This window comes from Acinetobacter sp. YH01024, from assembly GCF_013420195.1.
Classification (GTDB): domain Bacteria; phylum Pseudomonadota; class Gammaproteobacteria; order Pseudomonadales; family Moraxellaceae; genus Acinetobacter; species Acinetobacter amyesii.
In genome coordinates this window covers 14,465-31,981 of sequence record NZ_VOYQ01000040.1, presented here as the reverse complement: position 1 = coordinate 31,981, position 17,517 = coordinate 14,465, and the positions used below count along the sequence as shown (strand labels likewise).

Genomic DNA, 17,517 nt, shown 5'->3' with positions numbered 1-17,517 from the left:
TTTGAAGAAGTCCAAGAAGCCTATACCACCCAAATCTGTTCGTGCTGCGGTGAGATCACCTCAAGTAGTCCAAAAGGTAAGACAGATCTTGGAATAAGAGAATGGGAGTGCATGAGCTGTGGTACAGTTCATGATCGAGATATAAACTCAGCTCTAAACATTCTTGCGCTTGGGCATAAGCGTCTAGCTGTAGGAATCACCCTCTTTTAAGGGGGTGAGGATGTCAAAAGTAATTTCAGTCATCTAGATCGCGAAAAATTAATTTGAATAAATTGAAAGTAGATGCTGAAAAAGCAGTTTTAAAGTTTGAAGGTAAAACGTAATACTGAAGGTTGAATGATGTAATTTTATTACGTTTACTGCACCTGTTAAGCTCAAGACTGAAGAACATATAATTTATAAGGTCAGAAAATAATGAGTGAGCATCATGGGCATGACCACAGCCATGCCGTTGTCACAGAAGGGAATGTCAAAAAATTAAGTTTTGCCTTAGCACTGACCACGACGTTTTTGATTATTGAAGTCATTGCTGGATTTATGACGCAAAGTTTGGCGCTATTGTCAGATGCGGCACATATGTTCACCGATGCTGCAGCCCTTGCCATAGCATTGGTCGCGATCAAAATTGGCAAGCTTCCTGCTGATAACAAACGTACCTTTGGCTATCAGCGTTTTGAAATTTTGGCAGCCTTGTTTAATGCCTTGATGCTATTTGTGGTTGCGATTTATATTTTGTATGAGGCTTATCAGCGCTTTTCAACGCCGCCGGAAATTCAAAGTATGGGCATGATGATTGTGGCCGTCATCGGTCTAATCATTAACTTAATCTCGATGCGTATTTTATTTTCCAGTTCACAAGAAAGCTTGAATGTGAAAGGGGCGTATCTAGAGGTGTTAAGTGATGCCTTAGGTTCGGTCGGTGTGATTATTGGCGCAGCGATTATTTATTTTACCGGCTGGATGTGGGTCGATACGCTTATTGCGGTGCTCATTGGCTTTTGGGTCTTACCAAGGACTTGGATTTTACTCAAACAAAGTATCAATATTTTATTGGAAGGTGTGCCTGAAGAAATCGACATAGAAAAATTACGCAATGATTTATTGGCACTCAAAGGGGTGGAGAGTATTCACCAGTTAAAGGTCTGGGCAATTACGTCAAAGAATGTGCATTTGACGGTTCATCTCTTTGCACCTGAAGCCGATCGTAATGCCTTGTATTTTGAGGCGATTGAAATGTTGCAACATGAACATGGAATCACGGAGATGACATTGCAAATCGAAGAAGATGAATGTGTAGTACACCAACACACTCAAAAGTCTGATCATGCACATGAGCATCATCAAGATGATCACGCGCATTCTCATGATGAATCACATCAGCACTAATGCTAATGTGATTTAAATGGCCTGTTTAGATTTCCCACTCATGATTACATTCGCGGCATTTCCATTTTTTCTGTGATTGCATAAAACCTTGCATTGAAATTTTGAAATCTGGCAGGTCGCGATAGAACAAGAAGCCAGCAATCAAGCAAGCAATAAATACAACAACAGTCGCAGTTTGTAATGTAGTACCTGCACCGTCACCAAAAATCCACATTGCGATGCTGATAATCACCAACAGTAAAAGAATAAATACCGCAGGGATGAGGATAATCAGGCTTTTAGGCACGACAGGACGAGCAACAGGCTGGCCTGCTTGCGCAAGAGGCATAATTTTAGGGCTTTGACATTTAGGGCAACGGTATTGCATTGCAACTCCATAATTTTAATCTATGGTTTATTTTAATCAGAATGACGCAGAAAGCAAAAATACCGTAAATTTAAATCAGATAAAATTTAGGCAATAAAAAACCCAAGTCATAATGCTTGGGTTTTTTATAAGATGATTTGCATCACCTTGAATATGGCGTCCCTACGGGGATTCGAACCCCGGTTACCGCCGTGAAAGGGCGATGTCCTAGGCCTCTAGACGATAGGGACAATTTGAGGCAACTTAGAGTTGGTTGACACCATCTCTCGGTATGGGCGCTATATTAGGGGGATAACGCCCATCCGTCAACTAAAAAATCAATTAAGCTTCATCAACTGCATCATTTTTCGGCAGTTTTAAGCTTTCATTGAGTTTTTCCCATGCTTTTGTTTCTTTTTTACTCGGGCCGCCCACAATTTCAAGTGCATGACGTAAGCGAGCAAAGGTTAAATCAGGACCAATGGTTACCATTGATTGCATAACAGGTGTCGAAGATGTTGAACCTGCAATAGCAATAAAGAAGGTTGGCATGAAGTCACGAAGTTTAATGTCCATTTGGTTCGCCAAATCCATAAGCGTTTGGCTGACGGTGTCATTGTTCCAAGTGAACATGCTTTCTAGACGCCAAATGGCAAATTGAAGGCTTTGACGCACTTGTTCTTCAGTCAATTTTTTGCTTTCAAACTGTTCTTTGCTGAGTGTTGGGAATTGGTTGAAATAAAAACCTGCCCAATTCACTGCTTCAGACAATAAATTAATACGCGGTTGAATCGCAGCAGCAATTTCTTCCAAGGTATTACGATCTGATTTCCAAGCCAGTAGGGTATCGAGCAATTGACCCGGTGTTAAACCTTTAATCCATTGACCATTTAACCAGTTTAGCTTTTCAACATCAAAGATTGGACCGCCTAGTGATACACGTTGAATGTCAAAGTGTTCAATCATTTCAGCCAAAGTGAATTTTTCACTTTCATCCGGCATTGACCAGCCCATACGGCCTAAGTAGTTCAATAATGCTTCAGGTAAAACGCCGATGTCTTTGTAGTAGTTAATTGAGGTTGGGTTTTTGCGTTTAGACAGTTTTGATTTATCTGGGTTACGTAACAGCGGCATGTGGCAAAGTACAGGCATGTCCCAACCAAAATATTTGTACAATAATTGGTGTTTAGGCGCAGATGGAATCCATTCTTCACCACGAATTACGTGAGTGATTTCCATTAAATGGTCATCAACCACGTTTGCCAAGTGATACGTCGGTAAACCATCGGTTTTCAGTAGAATTTGCATGTCAACTTGCGCCCAAGGAATTTCGACTTCACCACGCAGTAAGTCATTAAATTTACAAATCCCTTCTTCAGGTACTTTCATACGAATGACATGCGGTTCACCAGCAGCCAAACGCTGTGCCACTTCTTCTGCAGTGTGTTTTAAGCCACGACCGTCATAACGCGGTGATTCACCACGCGCTTGTTGTTCCGCACGCATTTGATCGAGTTCTTCTGCTGTTGCGAAGCAGTAGAATGCATGGCCTTTTTCAACCAGTTCCAAAGCATATTGTTTATAAATGTCCATACGTTCAGATTGACGGTATGGCGCATGAGGGCCACCTACATCTGGACCTTCTGACCAGTTCAAACCTAACCAACGCAATGAATCTAAAATCATTTTTTCAGATTCTGGGGTAGAGCGCAGCTGGTCTGTATCTTCAATACGAAGAATAAATTCACCGCCATGTTGCTTCGCAAAACATAAGTTAAACAATGCAATATAAGCAGTCCCAACATGCGGGAAACCAGTAGGAGAAGGTGCGATACGAGTACGAACAGTCATAATCAGCTTTTAATCAGAATGTAAATTGGGATCTATTATAACGAAAAAGCCTGATCACTTAATGCTTAATTCAACATTGAATGATCAGGCGTTTTTTAGTATTTTTTAGACGACAGTAGGGGAACTCGTCTAAAACAATAGCTTGGGCAGCATCAATATACTGATGTCGTTATGAGTTGCTACCAGAGAAAATGGCTTGAACAAAACGAGAAAAACTTTGGTTTTGTGATGCAAAGAAACTTTGAGTCGGTGCAGCTTTAATAGACGTAAGTACTTTTAAATTATCGTCTGTACGGCCTTTACCTTCAGATTTTTGCTGATTAATCGCTTTTTCGATCAATGAGGTACGTTCAGCAGGCATCGTAAGTTTGTTATTCGATGCGGTGCTGGTTGCAGCACAAAATCCAGTCTGTGCAGTCACGCTTAAACTTAAGCCTAGGCATAGTGCGTATGAAAATTTCATGTCCAAATCTCCCCCTAGTTTTGGTGATGGAACTTTTTATTTGCAAAATAGTTTTAATATTTAGACTACGATTTAACCATCTTTCGTAATTAAAAAGTAGAACTACGTCACAATTTTTACAAAAAAACTAAAAAAGTCTGTACTAGGATTACCTAAATAGACTGTTTTCTCCAGATTTTCGGATGTTTTAGCAAACAACTATGAAGATAGCATGGAGATCGCTTCTGATTGTTGCTGTATTAGCAGAATTAAAGCTTTAAATACGTTATTTTTAGATATCTTTAAAACAGAAATAGATTTGAATTTATATTATAGATAGCTGATTGTTAAAGTTATTTTTGATTTATATAGTGCTCTCAAGATCAATTTGAGTTTGAGCAGATGAAAAAAATAATAGCATCGGGCATTTTCGCTTTGTTGGGTGGGGTGGCGGTACAGGTGTATGCCGCAAAAGATTTCTTAAATGTTTCTTATGACCCAACACGTGAGTTTTATCAGGAATATAACCAAGAATTTGGACAATATTGGAAAAAACGTACAGGACAAGAGATTAACTTTAAACAATCACATGGTGGTTCTGGCAAACAAGCTCGTGCAGTGGCAACAGGTTTACAAGCAGACGTTGTCACTTTGGCATTGGCCAATGATATTGATGAAATTGTGGCGACAGGACAAATCAATAAGAACTGGCAAAAGCAATTTCCACATAATTCTGCACCGTATACCTCAACCATCGTATTTTTGGTGCGCAAAGGTAACCCGAAAAAAATTAAAGATTGGAATGACCTGACCAAACCGGGCGTTGAAATTATTACACCAAATCCAAAAACAGGCGGCGCACCGCGTTGGATCTATTTATCAGCATGGGGATATGCTTTAAAACAGCCGGGTGGCAATGACGCCAAAGCCAAAGAATTGGTGAAAAAACTCTATAGCAATGTCAAAGTATTGGATTCTGGCGCACGTGGTTCACTCACGACCTTTGCTGAGCGTGGCATTGGAGATGTCTTACTGTCTTGGGAAAATGAGGCACTGTTAGCGACTCAGGGCCTAGGCAAAGATAAATATGACATTATTTATCCGTCTATTTCGATTTTAGCCGAACCTTCAGTGGCAGTAGTGGATAAAACCGTCGATAAAAATGGTAATCGAAATTTGGCGAAGGGTTATTTGAATTATCTATATTCACCTAAAGGCCAAGAGCTGGCAGGTAAATATTTCTTCCGCCCTCGCGATGCAAAAGCCACAGCAAAATACGCTGCTCAATTTCCGAAAGTTCAAACCTTTACCATTGATAAAGTGTTTGGCGGTTGGGCTAAAGCGCAAAAAACACATTTTGTGAATGGTGCGATTTTCGATCAAATCTATAGTGAAAAGAATAAAGAGTAAGTCTGCAAATAAAGTTGATTGGTGTAAAAACGGATAATTGGGGTTATCCGTTTTTTTGCATATGTAATGCATAAAAATCTATATATAGGGAATAAGTAGATTGTTTTTGTGTATTTTAATATGAAAAACAAACAATTAAATTCGCTGCGTTAGCTGTATCCAGCAAGACGTTTAAACACGCTGCAATTGCGATTTATGACTTTATTTCATATATTTAGCAGTATTGAATATAACTTTATGCTGGCTGTTATGAAAACTCAATTTAAGGCGTGGCTCAGTGCTGCGTTGCTTGCCACTGGTGTTGCTTTCTCAGCGTCTGCTCAGGCCGCTGATCGTGAATTTTTAAACGTTTCTTATGATGCAACGCGTGAATTTTATGACGAATTTAATAAGTCATTTGGTGCATATTGGAAAGAGCGTACGGGTAAAACGGTTGCATTTAAACAATCACATGGTGGTTCAGGTAAACAAGCCCGTTCCGTGGTTGACGGTTTAAAAGGTGATGTCGTGACTTTGGCCTTGGCCAATGACATCGAAGAAATTGTGAAGTCTGGTCAGATTCAGCCGGGTTGGCAAAAAGAGTTTCCACATAACTCAGCGCCATATACTTCAACGATTGTCTTCATGGTGCGTAAGGGCAACCCGAAACATATTAAAGATTGGTCTGATTTAACCAAACCGGGCGTACAAATTATTACCCCGAACCCGAAAACTGGCGGTCTCCCACGTTGGGTTTACTTGTCAGCTTGGGGTTATGCTTTGAAACAGCCGGGTGGTAATGAAGCGAAAGCCAAAGATTTCGTGGGTAAGATGTACCATAACGTAAAAGTAATGGACTCTGCGGCACGTGCATCGATGACTACATTTGCAGAACGTGGTATTGGTGATGTGTTATTGACTTGGGAAAACGAAGCTTTAGTTACGCAAAAAACTTTGGGTAAAAACAAATTTGATATCGTGTATCCATCGATGTCGATTTTGACTGAGCCTTCAGTGGCGATCGTGGACAAAACTGTCGAAAAAAATGGTAATAAATGGTTAGCTCAAGGCTATATCAATTATCTTTATTCTCCATTAGGTCAAGAGATGGCTGCTCGTCATTTCTATCGTCCACGTAATGCAGCAGTTTTAGCAAAATATAAAACTCAGTTCCCACCTTTAAAAACTTTTACTATTGATGAAGTCTTTGGTGGCTGGGCAAAAGCACAACAAACACATTTTGTGAATGGTGCGATCTTCGATCAGATCTACAATAACAAGCGTTAATACATCGAAATCTATGATTTGAGATGTACAAAGACCTCCTTCGGGAGGTTTTTTAATGGATACCAAAAAATAAAAACGGTTTTCTCTATAGAAAGTAATATTTCTGTACAAAAAGACGTTTGGAGCTTTGCTAAAACAAGGTAATAATGTGCAGTTACATTTTTAGCTGTGTTGAACGAACCCTTATGTCGCATATTTCTGTATTACTTCATGAAACTGTTGATGCTTTACTGGCAGATCGCAATACAGGAATTTTCGTAGATGGCACATTTGGGCGTGGCGGTCATACGCGTTTATTACTGTCTAAATTAGATGAAAATGCACGTGTTTATGCCTTTGATAAAGACCCGCAAGCATTGGCCGTTGCAGCAGAATTAGAACAAGAAGATGCGCGTTTTAAAATTATTCACGCCAGTTTTGCCGATTTAAAAGAGGAACTGCGTAGTCGTGGTATCGATTTGGTCGACGGTATTATGGCGGATTTAGGGGTGTCATCTCCGCAGCTAGACCAAGCAGAGCGTGGCTTTAGCTTTATGAAAGATGGCCCACTTGATATGCGTATGGACAACTCACAAGGTCCAACAGCCGCAGAGTGGTTGGTTGATATTGAAGAAGAAGATTTAGCTAATATTATTTTTAAATATGGTGAAGAGCGTTATAGCCGCCGTATTGCCAAAGCGATTAAAGCGGCAGGATATATTGAAACCACAGCTCAATTGGCCGAAATCGTGAAAGTTGCCCACCCGAAATGGGAAAAAAATAAACATGCAGCGACACGAACTTTCCAAGCAATTCGTATTGCTATTAACAAAGAACTCGACGATATTGATATCTTCTTACCTCAAGCGGTGGATATGCTGAAACCTGAAGGCACTCTTGCAGTGATCAGTTTCCACTCTTTAGAGGATCGTTTAATTAAACAATTTATTCAAAAAGAATCTACACTTGCAGAAGACACAGGCTGGGGTTTACCACAAAAACGCAAAGATACCCGCCGCTTAAAAAAAGTGTCACGAATTAAAGCAAGTGAAGAAGAAGTTAAAGCCAATCCGCGATCTCGTAGTGCTTGGCTTCGTGTGGCAGAGCGTTTAGCTTAAAAGGCAAAGAATGAAAACCGAAGCAATCGAAAAAAACTCTGATCAATCGCAGTCGAAGAAAATCATTACATACGGCATTTTATTGCTCTTGGTTTTTGTGAGTGCGATTATGGTTGTATTTCAAGTCTTTGAATATCGACAAGATTACCGTCAATTGAGTACCTATATGCGTGAAAGGGATGACCTCAATGCAGAATGGGGACGTTTGCTGATCGAACAACAAACTTTTGGTGCAACAGCCCAAATTGGGACACGTGCAGTTACCCAATTACGGATGTATTCGCCTCCTATTGCACAAACCGTTGTTATTTCATTGCCACAAACTCCAGAACAGAAAAAATAGGCTGCCGGTCACATGGTTGAAAAGAGAAACAAACAAACTCCGCGTAAAAAACAGCAGTCTGTTACTGGTCGTACAGCCATTTCGGTGGAGATGTGGCGCTATCACTTGATGTGGGCAGTGGTTTTACTGTGCTTTATTGCATTGGTGGGGCGGGCTTTTTATGTACAAATCATCAATAAAGACTTTTTACAAAATAAAGCCAATGCCAAAATTTTAAGAACTGAAACCTTAAAAGCCATGCGCGGTGTCATCTATGACCGTCACGGCGTTCCTTTAGCGATTAGTACTCCGATCATGAAAATCGTGATTGATCCACGTGATTATTTTGACAATAAAAAACTCTTTGAAGAAATTACGGCGGAATTGGCTAAAGATCCAAACAATCGTAAGTTAAAACGGCAATTACCTGATAAAAATCTAAGCTTAGATGAACTTGCCGATGCTGTCGGTATGGATCGTGCTGAACTGAAACGCAAAATGAATGAGCGTCCACGTTCACGTTATTTGGTTTTAAAGAAAGAAGTACCGCCGCAACAAGCTGAATTGATCATGAAACGTGACTTTCAGGGCGTATATACTGAGAAAAACTATAAGCGCTACTATCCACAGCCTCAGCCAAACTCACAAATTATTGGCTTAACCAATAGTGAGGGCATGGGTATTGAAGGCTTAGAAATGCAACTGAATGAACGTCTTTCAGGTGTTGATGGTGCGCAGCAAATTGTCCGAGATAAAAAAGGCAACCGCGTAAAAGACCCTGAGATCGTGAAAGAAGTTGAGTCGGGTGAAAATATCACGCTGAGTATTGATTCACGTTTGCAATACATTATGTATCGTGAGTTGACCGCTGCAGGCGTGGCCAATAATGCTCGTTCTGCAACTGCGATTGCCGTGGATGTTAAAACGGGTGAAATTTTGGCGATGACCTCTTGGCCGTCGTACAACCCGAACGATAAAAAAGGCGTTTTAAATAAAGATGCCATGCGTAACCGTGGAGCGATTGACTCCTTTGAGCCGGGTTCAACCATGAAGCCAATGACCGTGGCAATGGCGTTGGAAAGCGGCAAATACACGGCAAATACGGTGGTAAATACTACACCGGGTTCAATGCGCGTTGGGAATCATACTATTCGAGATACGCATAACTATGGCCCTCTGACTTTGGGCGGCATTATTCAAAAATCGTCTAACGTTGGTGTGGCGAAAATTGCTTTATCTCTCCCTTATGAAACATTGCCGACCTTCTATCAACGTCTTGGCTTTGGTCAACGCTCAGCGGTGAAATTCCCCGGTGAAAGTGCTGGTCTGATTTTGCCGAAGAGCAAATGGAATGTGTCAGAAGTAGCAACCATGGCTTATGGTTATGGTTTGAACGCTACAGTACTCCAACTGGCTGATGCATATGCCATGATTGCCAACAAGGGCGTCAAAATGCCACTGAGTTTGTACAAGCTTGAGGAAAAGCCGAAAGGTGAGCAGATGGTTGACCCTAAAATTGCTGATCAAGTGCTTTTAATGATGGAAGCGGTAACCTTACCGGGTGGTACGGCACGTCAAGCCAATATTCCGGGTTATCGCGTGGCGGGTAAAACTGGTACAGCGCATAAATTACGTGCAGACCGTAAAGGCTATTCGACTTCAGAATATCGTGCGCTCTTTGCTGGTGTTGCACCGGTGAGTGATCCACGTTTGGCCATGATTGTTGTGGTGGAAAACCCGACAGGTCAGTATTACGGTGGTCTGGTGGCTGCACCCGTTTTCGCTCGTGTAATGCAAGAATCTTTACGTTTAATGAACGTACCTTTAGATAAACCTTTAGACACTCCTAAGATCCAGTAATAGGTGATGAATGAAAATTACGTTTCAAGATCTATACACCGTTGAACAGCCCGCAGAATGGATGTTGCAATCCTTTCAGGGCTTCAATCTGGATAGTCGCAAAGTTACAGCAGGGCAAATATTTATTGCCCTGACTTCGTTTTCGCAACCTGAAAAAACAGCACAATTTGCACGTGCAGCGTTAGAGAATGGCGCGTTGACTGTCATTTCAGAAACTGATTTGGGCTTGGATCAAAGTGTCGTGATCGCGGATGTGCGTCAATTGATGGGGCAGTGGCAAAAGCAATATTTACAGGCGACTCAACCAGCTCAAGCTGCACGAATTTTGGCAGTGACGGGTACCAATGGTAAAACCACGATCTCTCGTTTAATCGCTGAATTACTCATGCTGCAAGGCAAAAAATGTGCAGTGATGGGAACCACTGGTAACGGAATTTTACCGAATTTAGAAGCCTCTTCTCACACCACTTTAGATGCGTTACATATGCAAAATGCGTTGCATACCTATGCACTTGAAGGTGCAGAGTTTGCTGCCATTGAGGCAAGTTCGCATGGCTTAGAACAAGGTCGATTAAATGGCTGTGCAATTGAAATTGCCGCTTATAGCAATTTAAGTCGTGACCATTTGGATTATCATAAAACCCTTGAAGCCTATGCTGAAGCGAAATCACGTTTGTTTCAGTTTCCATCGCTCAAAGTTGCAGTCATCAATCTCGATGATGAACATGCAGAAGTGATGCTGAATGCCGCACGCCAAAACCCGGCTCAGCCTAAAATTTTGACTTATTCAACGCGTCAGGCTGCGGATTATCAAGTGACGGATATTCAATACAGCTTAACGGGCGCACAATTTAAATTGCGTACTGCTCAAGCTGAATTTGTGGTGCAAAGTCCATTATTGGGACACTTCAATATTGAAAATATTATGGCGAGCTTAATTTCAGCGGAGCAAGCGGGTTTTGACTTATCTGCCTTGATCGCAACTGCGCCCGAGTTAAAAGGTGCACCGGGTCGTATGCAAGTGATTCGTGATGATGAACGCCTGTTTGTGGTGGATTATGCACATACACCAGATGCTTTAGTTCAAGTGTTACAGACTTTAAAACGTCATGTATCGCAACAGTTATGGGCGGTGTTTGGCTGTGGTGGTGATCGTGACCGTGGTAAGCGTCCATTGATGACACAAGCGGCATTAAACCATGCAGATATTGCGTTGATTACCTCAGATAATCCACGTACTGAAAACCCAGAACAAATTTTTGCAGATATGAAGGCTGGTATTGATTTTACTGGAAAAACTGTCCATGAAATCCATGACCGCCGTGAAGCGATTAAATTCGCAGTCAACCATGCGCAAGCGGGTGATATTGTGGTGATTGCTGGTAAAGGCCATGAAAACTATCAAGAAATTGATGGTGTTCGACATTGGTTTGATGATGTGGTGGAAGTGAAATCAGCGATTGATTCACAGCATCACAACACTGACTCGGCTTATCCAGCGCAATAGGAAACAGATATGCATACTTCAACGACCAGTACGGTTCCGTTAGAACCATGGACTGCCGAGCAGTTGGTTCAAGCGACACAAGGTCACTGGCATAACAATCAAGCGCCGACAGGTTCTGTAAAACGAATTTTGACCGACTCACGTCATGCAGAGCAAGGTGACGCTTTTCTTGCCCTGAAAGGTGAACGCTTTGATGCGCATGACTTCCTTGCTCAAGTGGCTGAAAAGGGTTGTGAAATTGCCATCGTTAGTCATCCGGTCGATGTGGATATTTATCAGTTGGTGGTTGCAGATACACGTTTGGCGCTTGGACATTTGGGTGCATTTCGTCGTGCCCAAAACCCAGCTTTAAAAGTCATTGCCTTGACAGGAAGCAGTGGTAAAACCACAACCAAAGAGATGCTCGGGAGTATCCTTTCTCGTCTTGCACCAACATTAATTACGCGCGGTAATTTAAATAATGACCTTGGCGTACCGATGATGTTACTTGAGTTGCGTCCAGAACATCAGTATGCCGTGATGGAGCTTGGTGCCAGTCATAAGGGTGAAATTGATTACACCTCAAATTTGGTACAGCCTCAGGTTGCCGGTATTTTAAATATTGGTACTGCTCATATGGGTGAATTTGGTGGGCGTGATGGTATTTGTCGTGCCAAGTCTGAAATTTATGCACATATAGCGAAAACAGGAACTTCGATTGTGCCTGCGGCAGATGATTTTACAGATGCCATTCGTCAAGCGGTGCAAACTGAACAATTAATGAGTTTTGGTCAGGGTGGGGATGTCTTTGCGACTGAGACGGAGCTTCAGGCTCAATCTTCACGTTTTATCTTAAATACGCCACACGGTGCACGTCCTGTTCAGCTGCCATTTGCTGGTGAACATAATGTGCAAAATGCCACTGCAGCCGCAGCTTTTGCGTTGTCGATTGGTGTGAGTTTAGATGATATCGTTGTGGGGCTTGAACATGCGACAGGTGCCAAAGGCCGTCTAAACTTTATTCAACATAAAGATTATTTGTTTATTGATGATACTTACAATGCAAATCCAACCTCAATGCGTGCTGCTGCTGATGTACTTGCGCAGCAAGATGGCATCAAAGTCATGGTCATTGGGGATATTGGTGAGTTAGGTTCATCTGCTGCACAGCAGCACTACATGTTGGGACGTGACCTTGTGTCACACGCTGGTCTTCAATTTGTCGTTGCTGTCGGTGAGTTTTCACCTGCTGTGCAAGAAGGCGCGCGCAGTACACAATATGGTAAAAAATTACAGGCCTTTCTTACTCAAGAACAGGCTTTACCGTTATTAATTAGTCTAGTCAAAACACATCAGCCTCAGTCCATGAGTTTCCTGTTTAAAGGTTCTCGTTATACCCACATGGAAACTTTGATGGCTGAATTGATGGAGAAACTTTAATGCTGTTATGGTTATTTGAGCAGCTTGCGGGTTATCACAGCTCGTTTCAGGTTGTTCGTTATTTAACGCTTCGTTCACTACTCAGTGTCTTAACGGCATTGGCCATTGGTCTGTTGCTTGGACCTGTGATGATCCGCAAATTGCAAGCTCTCAAATATGGTCAGGCAGTCAGTTCATTTGCACCTGAAAATCATGCCAAAAAAATGGGCACACCGACTATGGGCGGTGTGTTGATTTTACTATCTATTGGGATTTCAACCTTACTTTGGGCCGATCTTTCAAACCCTTATGTATGGATTGTACTTGGCGTGATGGTGATCTTTGGTGCTGTTGGCTGGGCCGATGACTGGATTAAAATCCGTTATAAAGACAATGCCGGTCTGCCTGCGAAGAAGAAATTCTTTTGGACTTCTGTGGCATCGTTAGGCGCCGGTATTGCGCTCTATGTGATTGCGACACAGCAAGCAAACCCAGTACATACCTCAAATATGTTGGATCTGCTGATTCCATTCTTTAAAGAAATTAGCATTCCATTGTCTATTATTCCACTCGGTATTGGCTTTATTGTCTTTACTTATTTGGTGATTAACGGCGCATCTAATGCTGTGAACTTAACCGATGGTTTAGATGGCCTAGCAATTATGCCAATCGTTCTGGTTGCCGCAGGTTTAGGTGTATTTGCTTATCTGGCTGGTGATGTTCGTTTTGCCGATTATTTACATATCCCTTATGTGAAATACGCATCTGAACTTGTCGTGATCTGTGCGGCAATGATCGGTGCTGGTTTGGCATTCTTATGGTTTAACGCACATCCTGCTCAAGTGTTTATGGGTGATGTCGGTGCCTTATCTCTAGGTGCGATGCTCGGTACGATTGCAGTCATGGTTCGTCAAGAAATCGTTTTTGCCATTATGGGCGGTGTTTTCGTGGTTGAAGCTATTTCTGTCTTCTTGCAAATTGGCTCGCTGCGTATGCGGAATAAGCGCGTATTCTTAATGGCACCGCTGCACCATCATTATGAGAAAAAGGGATGGCGTGAAACGCAGGTGGTGATTCGTTTCTGGATTATTACAATTATGCTGGTAGTTTTAGGTCTAATGACTTTAAAATTACGTTAAGCAAATAAATAAACGAAACCGGCATTTGCTCCCACAGATGCCGGTTTTTTTATTTCAAAATCTAGTGGAGTAAATGATGAACCTGTTGATGTGTCCTGTATGCCGTGAAGCATTGAAACTCACAGAGCGGACATGGCGCTGTGAAAATAATCATAGCTATGATGTTGCAAAACAAGGCTATGTCAATTTACATGTGGTTCAGCATAAACACAGTAAAAACCCGGGTGATACGCCTGAATCTGTACAGGCGCGTCGAGCATTTTTAAGTGCAGGTCACTATGCACCTTTGCAACAGGCAGTAGTGGCTTTGATTCAAAAATTAAGGGTTGAAAACTTGTTGGATATTGGCTGTGGTGAAGGCTATTACACCAATGCGATGCAAGCTGAAGTATTACAGTGTGTGGGTGTCGATATCGCTAAAAATGCAGTACAAGTGGCCGCTAAACTGAATAAAGAGGTGACTTGGGTGGTTGGGACAGGGGCAACCTTACCTGTATTAGATCATTCGATTGACTTGTGTACGAGTTTATTTAGTCCTATTCCTCAAGAAGAAATCCTTCGTGTGTTAAAGCCTGAAGGGCACTTGATGGTGGTCACACCTGCGCCAGAGCATCTTTATGCAATGCGTGAAGCCCTGTTTGAAGAAGTAAAACTACATGAACCGCATAAATTTGTGGAACAACTGGCGAATGATTTTGAATTGGAAAGTGAACAAGTGGTTCAAGCGAAAATGTCACTTTCTCAGCAGGATCTCAAAAACTTAATTGCAATGACGCCTTATGCCTATAAAGTGAAAGCTGAGCGTCGAGAAGCTCTAGAAAAAAATGAACAATTTGAGTTGCAAGCGCAGTATCAAATTTATCTCTTTAAAAAGAAATAATGCATTGGAAGTGATAAAAAAGCCCTCGTTTGAGGGCTTTTTTTATGCAGTATTTACTGAACTTGATCGATGAGATGATCAAGTGCGTCCGTTTTATGCTCTGCACCTTGTGGTTTAGGCTGCATTGGCGGAGGCGCAGTTCGAGTCGGTGCAAGATTGGTTTCAGTAGACCCAGGAAGGTCGTCAAAATCATTTTGCGAAGCCTGAGGCTTCGGTGCAACAGGAGCAGGACGATACAGCGGTTGAGCCATTGGTGGCGTTGCTGCACGATCTTGTTCAGGTTGACCTTGAGTCGCTTTAGCCGAATTACGGTTGATTGGATTCTTGGCATGGGTGTCTAAACGCACCCAAGCTTCAGGTGTGCCTTTAAGTGATTTCGCCATAAAATCTGACCAAATAGGCAATGCTGCAACACCACCATATTCACGGCGACCTAAAGTAGAGGGTTGGTCAAAACCGACCCAAGCCACAGTGACCAATTTTCCATTAAATCCAGCAAACCACGCGTCTTTTGCATCATTGGTTGTACCGGTTTTACCGCCTAAATCACCGCGACCAATTTTTAATGCCGCACGACCTGTACCGTGTTGGATCACGTCACGCAAGATGTTCGCCATATCAAAGGCTGAACTTGACTTCAAAATCCGCTGAGCTTGTTTATAGTTTGCTGCTTCAGTATCGGAAATTTTTGATTCAGCGGGCTTGTTATCCTGATTGGTGACTTCAATCACTTCATCATCCGGCGTGGTCGGATCTGCAGATTCAACTTCGTCCTTTTGATTGATACATTGAATACATGCATATTCAGGATTGGCTTGATAAATGACTTTGCCATAAGCATCTTCAATACGGCTAATAAAATGGGGTTGAATACGATATCCACCGTTGGCAAAAGTCGCATAACCTGTCGCCATTTGAATCGGCAACACCTGTGGGGTACCTAAAGCAATGGTGTAGTTACTTGGAATTTGGTTTTCTTGTAAGCCAAAATCCATAAATAATTGGCGAGTACGTTCAATCCCGACGACTTGTAATAAGCGTACTGAAACTGTGTTACGTGATAAATAGAGGGCACGGCGTAGAGGTATCATCCCTAAATAGCGACCGTCAGAGTTTTTAGGCGTCCACTTGCCAATCGTAATTGGATTGTCATTGACCATGGAATACGGAGTCATGCCACGTTCAAGTGCTAAAGCATAAACAAAGGGTTTAATGGTTGAACCCGGCTGACGCCAGCCTTGTAAGGCACGGTTAAATTTAGATTGATAAAAATTATAACCACCGACAATGGCTTCAATGCCACCATTATTGGGGGTGAGTGCGATCAATTGACCTTGCGCTTTTGGAATTTGCACTAAAGCCCATGAGCTTTTATCAGCATTCGGACGTAGGCGAATAATATCTTTTACTTTAACAATTTGTGAGGCTTTGCTTGGCGCATTGCCTACACTATTGGCATTGCGATAGGGACGTGCCCAAGACAGACCTGACCATGGAACAGTCACACTACTGCCATCTTGCATCAACACTTCGATACTGGTGTTGTTGACTTTAGTGACTTGGGCAGGATAAGTGTTAGCATATGGAATAAAGTTTTTTAATGGCTCATCATGTGCTTCTGCACCACGCCAACCATGTCGTCTATCGTAAGCTTCAAGACCATCTTGCACAGCTTGCTCAGCATAGGCTTGGCGTTGGCTGTTGATGGTGGTATAGACTTTATAGCCAGAATCTGTCGCTTGTTCGCCAAACTTTTCTACGAGCTCAGAGCGAACCATTTCCCCGACGTAGGGGAATTTGTTGCTGACCCCGCGGTCAGGCATATCGAGATTAATCGGTTCAGCAATCGCTTTTTGATATTCAGATTGATTGATATACCCCAATTGCAACATACGTCCTAAAATCCAATTACGACGCTCTAAAGCACGTTTTGGGTTGGCTACAGGATTATATTTTGATGGTGCTTTGGGTAAGCCTGAAATCATTGCCATTTGAGCCAAACTCAAATCTTGCAAGCTCTTGTTATAATAAATTTTTGCAGCTGCAGCGATCCCGTAAGCATTTTTGCCCAAAAAGATTTTGTTGACATACAGCGTTAAAATTTCTTCTTTGCTTAGATTCTGTTCAATTTTTCGAGCAAGGAAAACTTCAGTCAGTTTACGTTTTAAAGTACGTTCTGGAGTCAGATAATAGTTTTTTGCAACCTGCATGGTAATGGTTGAACCACCGGTTTGCACATCTGAACCCGTAATACTTTCACTGACAGCACGTCCCAATCCTTTGAAACTAATTCCGCTGTGCTCAAAAAACGAAGAATCTTCCGCAGCTAAAAAGCCATGAATGAAATGAGACGGGATTTGGTCGTACTCTACAGGAACCGAAAGTTTGCCACCATATTCTGCAATCAGCTCATTATCAGCACTATAAACTTGCAAGGGTTTTAATAATGGAGCCTTTTTTAAGATGGACATTTCAGGCAAAGACGGGGCAATATAGAGATACATGCCATAGAAACCCATTGGAATTGCGACCAAAATAATAATAATGGCCAAAAAAAATGGATGAACAAGGCCTGAACAAGATAGCTTTTTCATAACAAGTAAGTTTTAATAA

The 17,517-nt window shown here is 42.1% G+C and carries 15 protein-coding genes and 1 tRNA gene; 11 read left to right on the top strand and 5 right to left on the bottom strand.

Going from position 1 to position 17,517, the window contains the following annotated elements:
- Together FTT88_RS13830 and FTT88_RS13825 are read left to right on the top strand one after the other, a co-directional pair.
- Positions 1-210 (top strand): zinc ribbon domain-containing protein (locus FTT88_RS13830; RefSeq protein ID WP_180174025.1); only part of this gene is annotated, 210 nt, incomplete at its 5' end.
- A 204-nt stretch (positions 211-414) separates the two neighbouring features.
- Complete coding sequence (locus FTT88_RS13825) at positions 415-1,386, top strand: cation diffusion facilitator family transporter (protein ID WP_180012416.1); 972 nt, start codon at positions 415-417, stop codon at positions 1,384-1,386.
- Positions 1,387-1,411: 25 nt separating this feature from the next.
- Here the strand turns inward: FTT88_RS13825 and FTT88_RS13820 are convergent, their stop codons facing one another.
- From FTT88_RS13820 to FTT88_RS13805, 4 genes are all read right to left on the bottom strand, one after another.
- Positions 1,412-1,753 carry a hypothetical protein gene (locus FTT88_RS13820; protein WP_180129591.1) on the bottom strand — a complete coding sequence of 114 codons (342 nt, stop codon included), beginning with the start codon at positions 1,751-1,753 and terminating at the stop codon, positions 1,412-1,414.
- Positions 1,754-1,907: 154 nt separating this feature from the next.
- Positions 1,908-1,983, bottom strand: a tRNA-Glu gene (locus FTT88_RS13815).
- A 91-nt stretch (positions 1,984-2,074) separates the two neighbouring features.
- Positions 2,075-3,583 carry a glutamate--tRNA ligase gene (gene gltX, locus FTT88_RS13810; protein WP_168378189.1) on the bottom strand — a complete coding sequence of 503 codons (1,509 nt, stop codon included), beginning with the start codon at positions 3,581-3,583 and terminating at the stop codon, positions 2,075-2,077.
- A gap of 169 nt (positions 3,584-3,752) precedes the next feature.
- Positions 3,753-4,046, bottom strand: a complete 294-nt coding sequence (locus FTT88_RS13805) for a hypothetical protein (protein WP_078192541.1) — start codon at positions 4,044-4,046, stop codon at positions 3,753-3,755.
- A gap of 381 nt (positions 4,047-4,427) precedes the next feature.
- Between FTT88_RS13805 and FTT88_RS13800 the strand changes: the two genes are divergently transcribed.
- From FTT88_RS13800 to FTT88_RS13760, 9 genes are all read left to right on the top strand, one after another.
- A complete protein-coding gene (locus FTT88_RS13800; RefSeq protein ID WP_180008671.1) occupies positions 4,428-5,435 on the top strand; it encodes a sulfate ABC transporter substrate-binding protein in 1,008 nt (335 codons plus the stop codon).
- Positions 5,436-5,684: 249 nt separating this feature from the next.
- Complete coding sequence (locus tag FTT88_RS13795; RefSeq protein WP_180077121.1) at positions 5,685-6,701, top strand: sulfate ABC transporter substrate-binding protein; 1,017 nt, start codon at positions 5,685-5,687, stop codon at positions 6,699-6,701.
- A gap of 185 nt (positions 6,702-6,886) precedes the next feature.
- The gene (rsmH, locus tag FTT88_RS13790; protein ID WP_180174024.1) at positions 6,887-7,798 is read left to right on the top strand and encodes a 16S rRNA (cytosine(1402)-N(4))-methyltransferase RsmH; all 912 of its coding nucleotides are present in this window, start codon (positions 6,887-6,889) and stop codon (positions 7,796-7,798) included.
- A gap of 10 nt (positions 7,799-7,808) precedes the next feature.
- The gene (ftsL, locus tag FTT88_RS13785; protein ID WP_078189390.1) at positions 7,809-8,141 is read left to right on the top strand and encodes a cell division protein FtsL; all 333 of its coding nucleotides are present in this window, start codon (positions 7,809-7,811) and stop codon (positions 8,139-8,141) included.
- 12 nt (positions 8,142-8,153) lie between these two features.
- Complete coding sequence (gene ftsI, locus FTT88_RS13780) at positions 8,154-9,980, top strand: penicillin-binding protein PBP3 (RefSeq protein WP_180174023.1); 1,827 nt, start codon at positions 8,154-8,156, stop codon at positions 9,978-9,980.
- 10 nt (positions 9,981-9,990) lie between these two features.
- Complete coding sequence (locus FTT88_RS13775) at positions 9,991-11,487, top strand: UDP-N-acetylmuramoyl-L-alanyl-D-glutamate--2,6-diaminopimelate ligase (protein WP_180174022.1); 1,497 nt, start codon at positions 9,991-9,993, stop codon at positions 11,485-11,487.
- Positions 11,488-11,496: 9 nt separating this feature from the next.
- The gene (murF, locus tag FTT88_RS13770) at positions 11,497-12,906 is read left to right on the top strand and encodes a UDP-N-acetylmuramoyl-tripeptide--D-alanyl-D-alanine ligase (RefSeq protein WP_180174021.1); all 1,410 of its coding nucleotides are present in this window, start codon (positions 11,497-11,499) and stop codon (positions 12,904-12,906) included.
- On the top strand, positions 12,906-14,024 hold the full coding sequence (gene mraY / locus FTT88_RS13765; RefSeq protein ID WP_078189386.1) for a phospho-N-acetylmuramoyl-pentapeptide-transferase: 1,119 nt from the start codon (positions 12,906-12,908) through the stop codon (positions 14,022-14,024). The genes murF and mraY overlap by 1 nt, the downstream gene beginning before the upstream one ends.
- A 76-nt stretch (positions 14,025-14,100) precedes the next feature.
- Positions 14,101-14,904 carry a putative RNA methyltransferase gene (locus FTT88_RS13760; protein WP_180021660.1) on the top strand — a complete coding sequence of 268 codons (804 nt, stop codon included), beginning with the start codon at positions 14,101-14,103 and terminating at the stop codon, positions 14,902-14,904.
- A 53-nt stretch (positions 14,905-14,957) separates the two neighbouring features.
- Here FTT88_RS13760 and ponA read toward each other — a convergent pair whose 3' ends face one another.
- Entirely contained in the window at positions 14,958-17,498 is a 2,541-nt protein-coding gene (gene ponA / locus FTT88_RS13755; protein WP_180174020.1) for a penicillin-binding protein PBP1a, read from the bottom strand.
- Between the last annotated feature and the right edge of the window lie 19 nt (positions 17,499-17,517).

Excerpts from the sequence above, each read along its gene's own strand:
- FTT88_RS13775 (WP_180174022.1), top strand. The coding sequence starts at position 9,991 with ATGAAAATTACGTTTCAAGATCTATACACCGTTGAACAGCCCGCAGAA.
- FTT88_RS13825 (WP_180012416.1), top strand. The coding sequence starts at position 415 with ATGAGTGAGCATCATGGGCATGACCACAGCCATGCCGTTGTCACAGAA.
- FTT88_RS13805 (WP_078192541.1), bottom strand. The coding sequence starts at position 4,046 with ATGAAATTTTCATACGCACTATGCCTAGGCTTAAGTTTAAGCGTGACT.
- FTT88_RS13795 (WP_180077121.1), top strand. The coding sequence starts at position 5,685 with ATGAAAACTCAATTTAAGGCGTGGCTCAGTGCTGCGTTGCTTGCCACT.
- ftsI (WP_180174023.1), top strand. The coding sequence starts at position 8,154 with ATGGTTGAAAAGAGAAACAAACAAACTCCGCGTAAAAAACAGCAGTCT.
- ftsL (WP_078189390.1), top strand. The coding sequence starts at position 7,809 with ATGAAAACCGAAGCAATCGAAAAAAACTCTGATCAATCGCAGTCGAAG.
- rsmH (WP_180174024.1), top strand. The coding sequence starts at position 6,887 with ATGTCGCATATTTCTGTATTACTTCATGAAACTGTTGATGCTTTACTG.
- ponA (WP_180174020.1), bottom strand. The coding sequence starts at position 17,498 with ATGAAAAAGCTATCTTGTTCAGGCCTTGTTCATCCATTTTTTTTGGCC.
- murF (WP_180174021.1), top strand. The coding sequence starts at position 11,497 with ATGCATACTTCAACGACCAGTACGGTTCCGTTAGAACCATGGACTGCC.
- gltX (WP_168378189.1), bottom strand. The coding sequence starts at position 3,583 with ATGACTGTTCGTACTCGTATCGCACCTTCTCCTACTGGTTTCCCGCAT.
- FTT88_RS13820 (WP_180129591.1), bottom strand. The coding sequence starts at position 1,753 with ATGCAATACCGTTGCCCTAAATGTCAAAGCCCTAAAATTATGCCTCTT.
- FTT88_RS13800 (WP_180008671.1), top strand. The coding sequence starts at position 4,428 with ATGAAAAAAATAATAGCATCGGGCATTTTCGCTTTGTTGGGTGGGGTG.
- mraY (WP_078189386.1), top strand. The coding sequence starts at position 12,906 with ATGCTGTTATGGTTATTTGAGCAGCTTGCGGGTTATCACAGCTCGTTT.
- FTT88_RS13760 (WP_180021660.1), top strand. The coding sequence starts at position 14,101 with ATGAACCTGTTGATGTGTCCTGTATGCCGTGAAGCATTGAAACTCACA.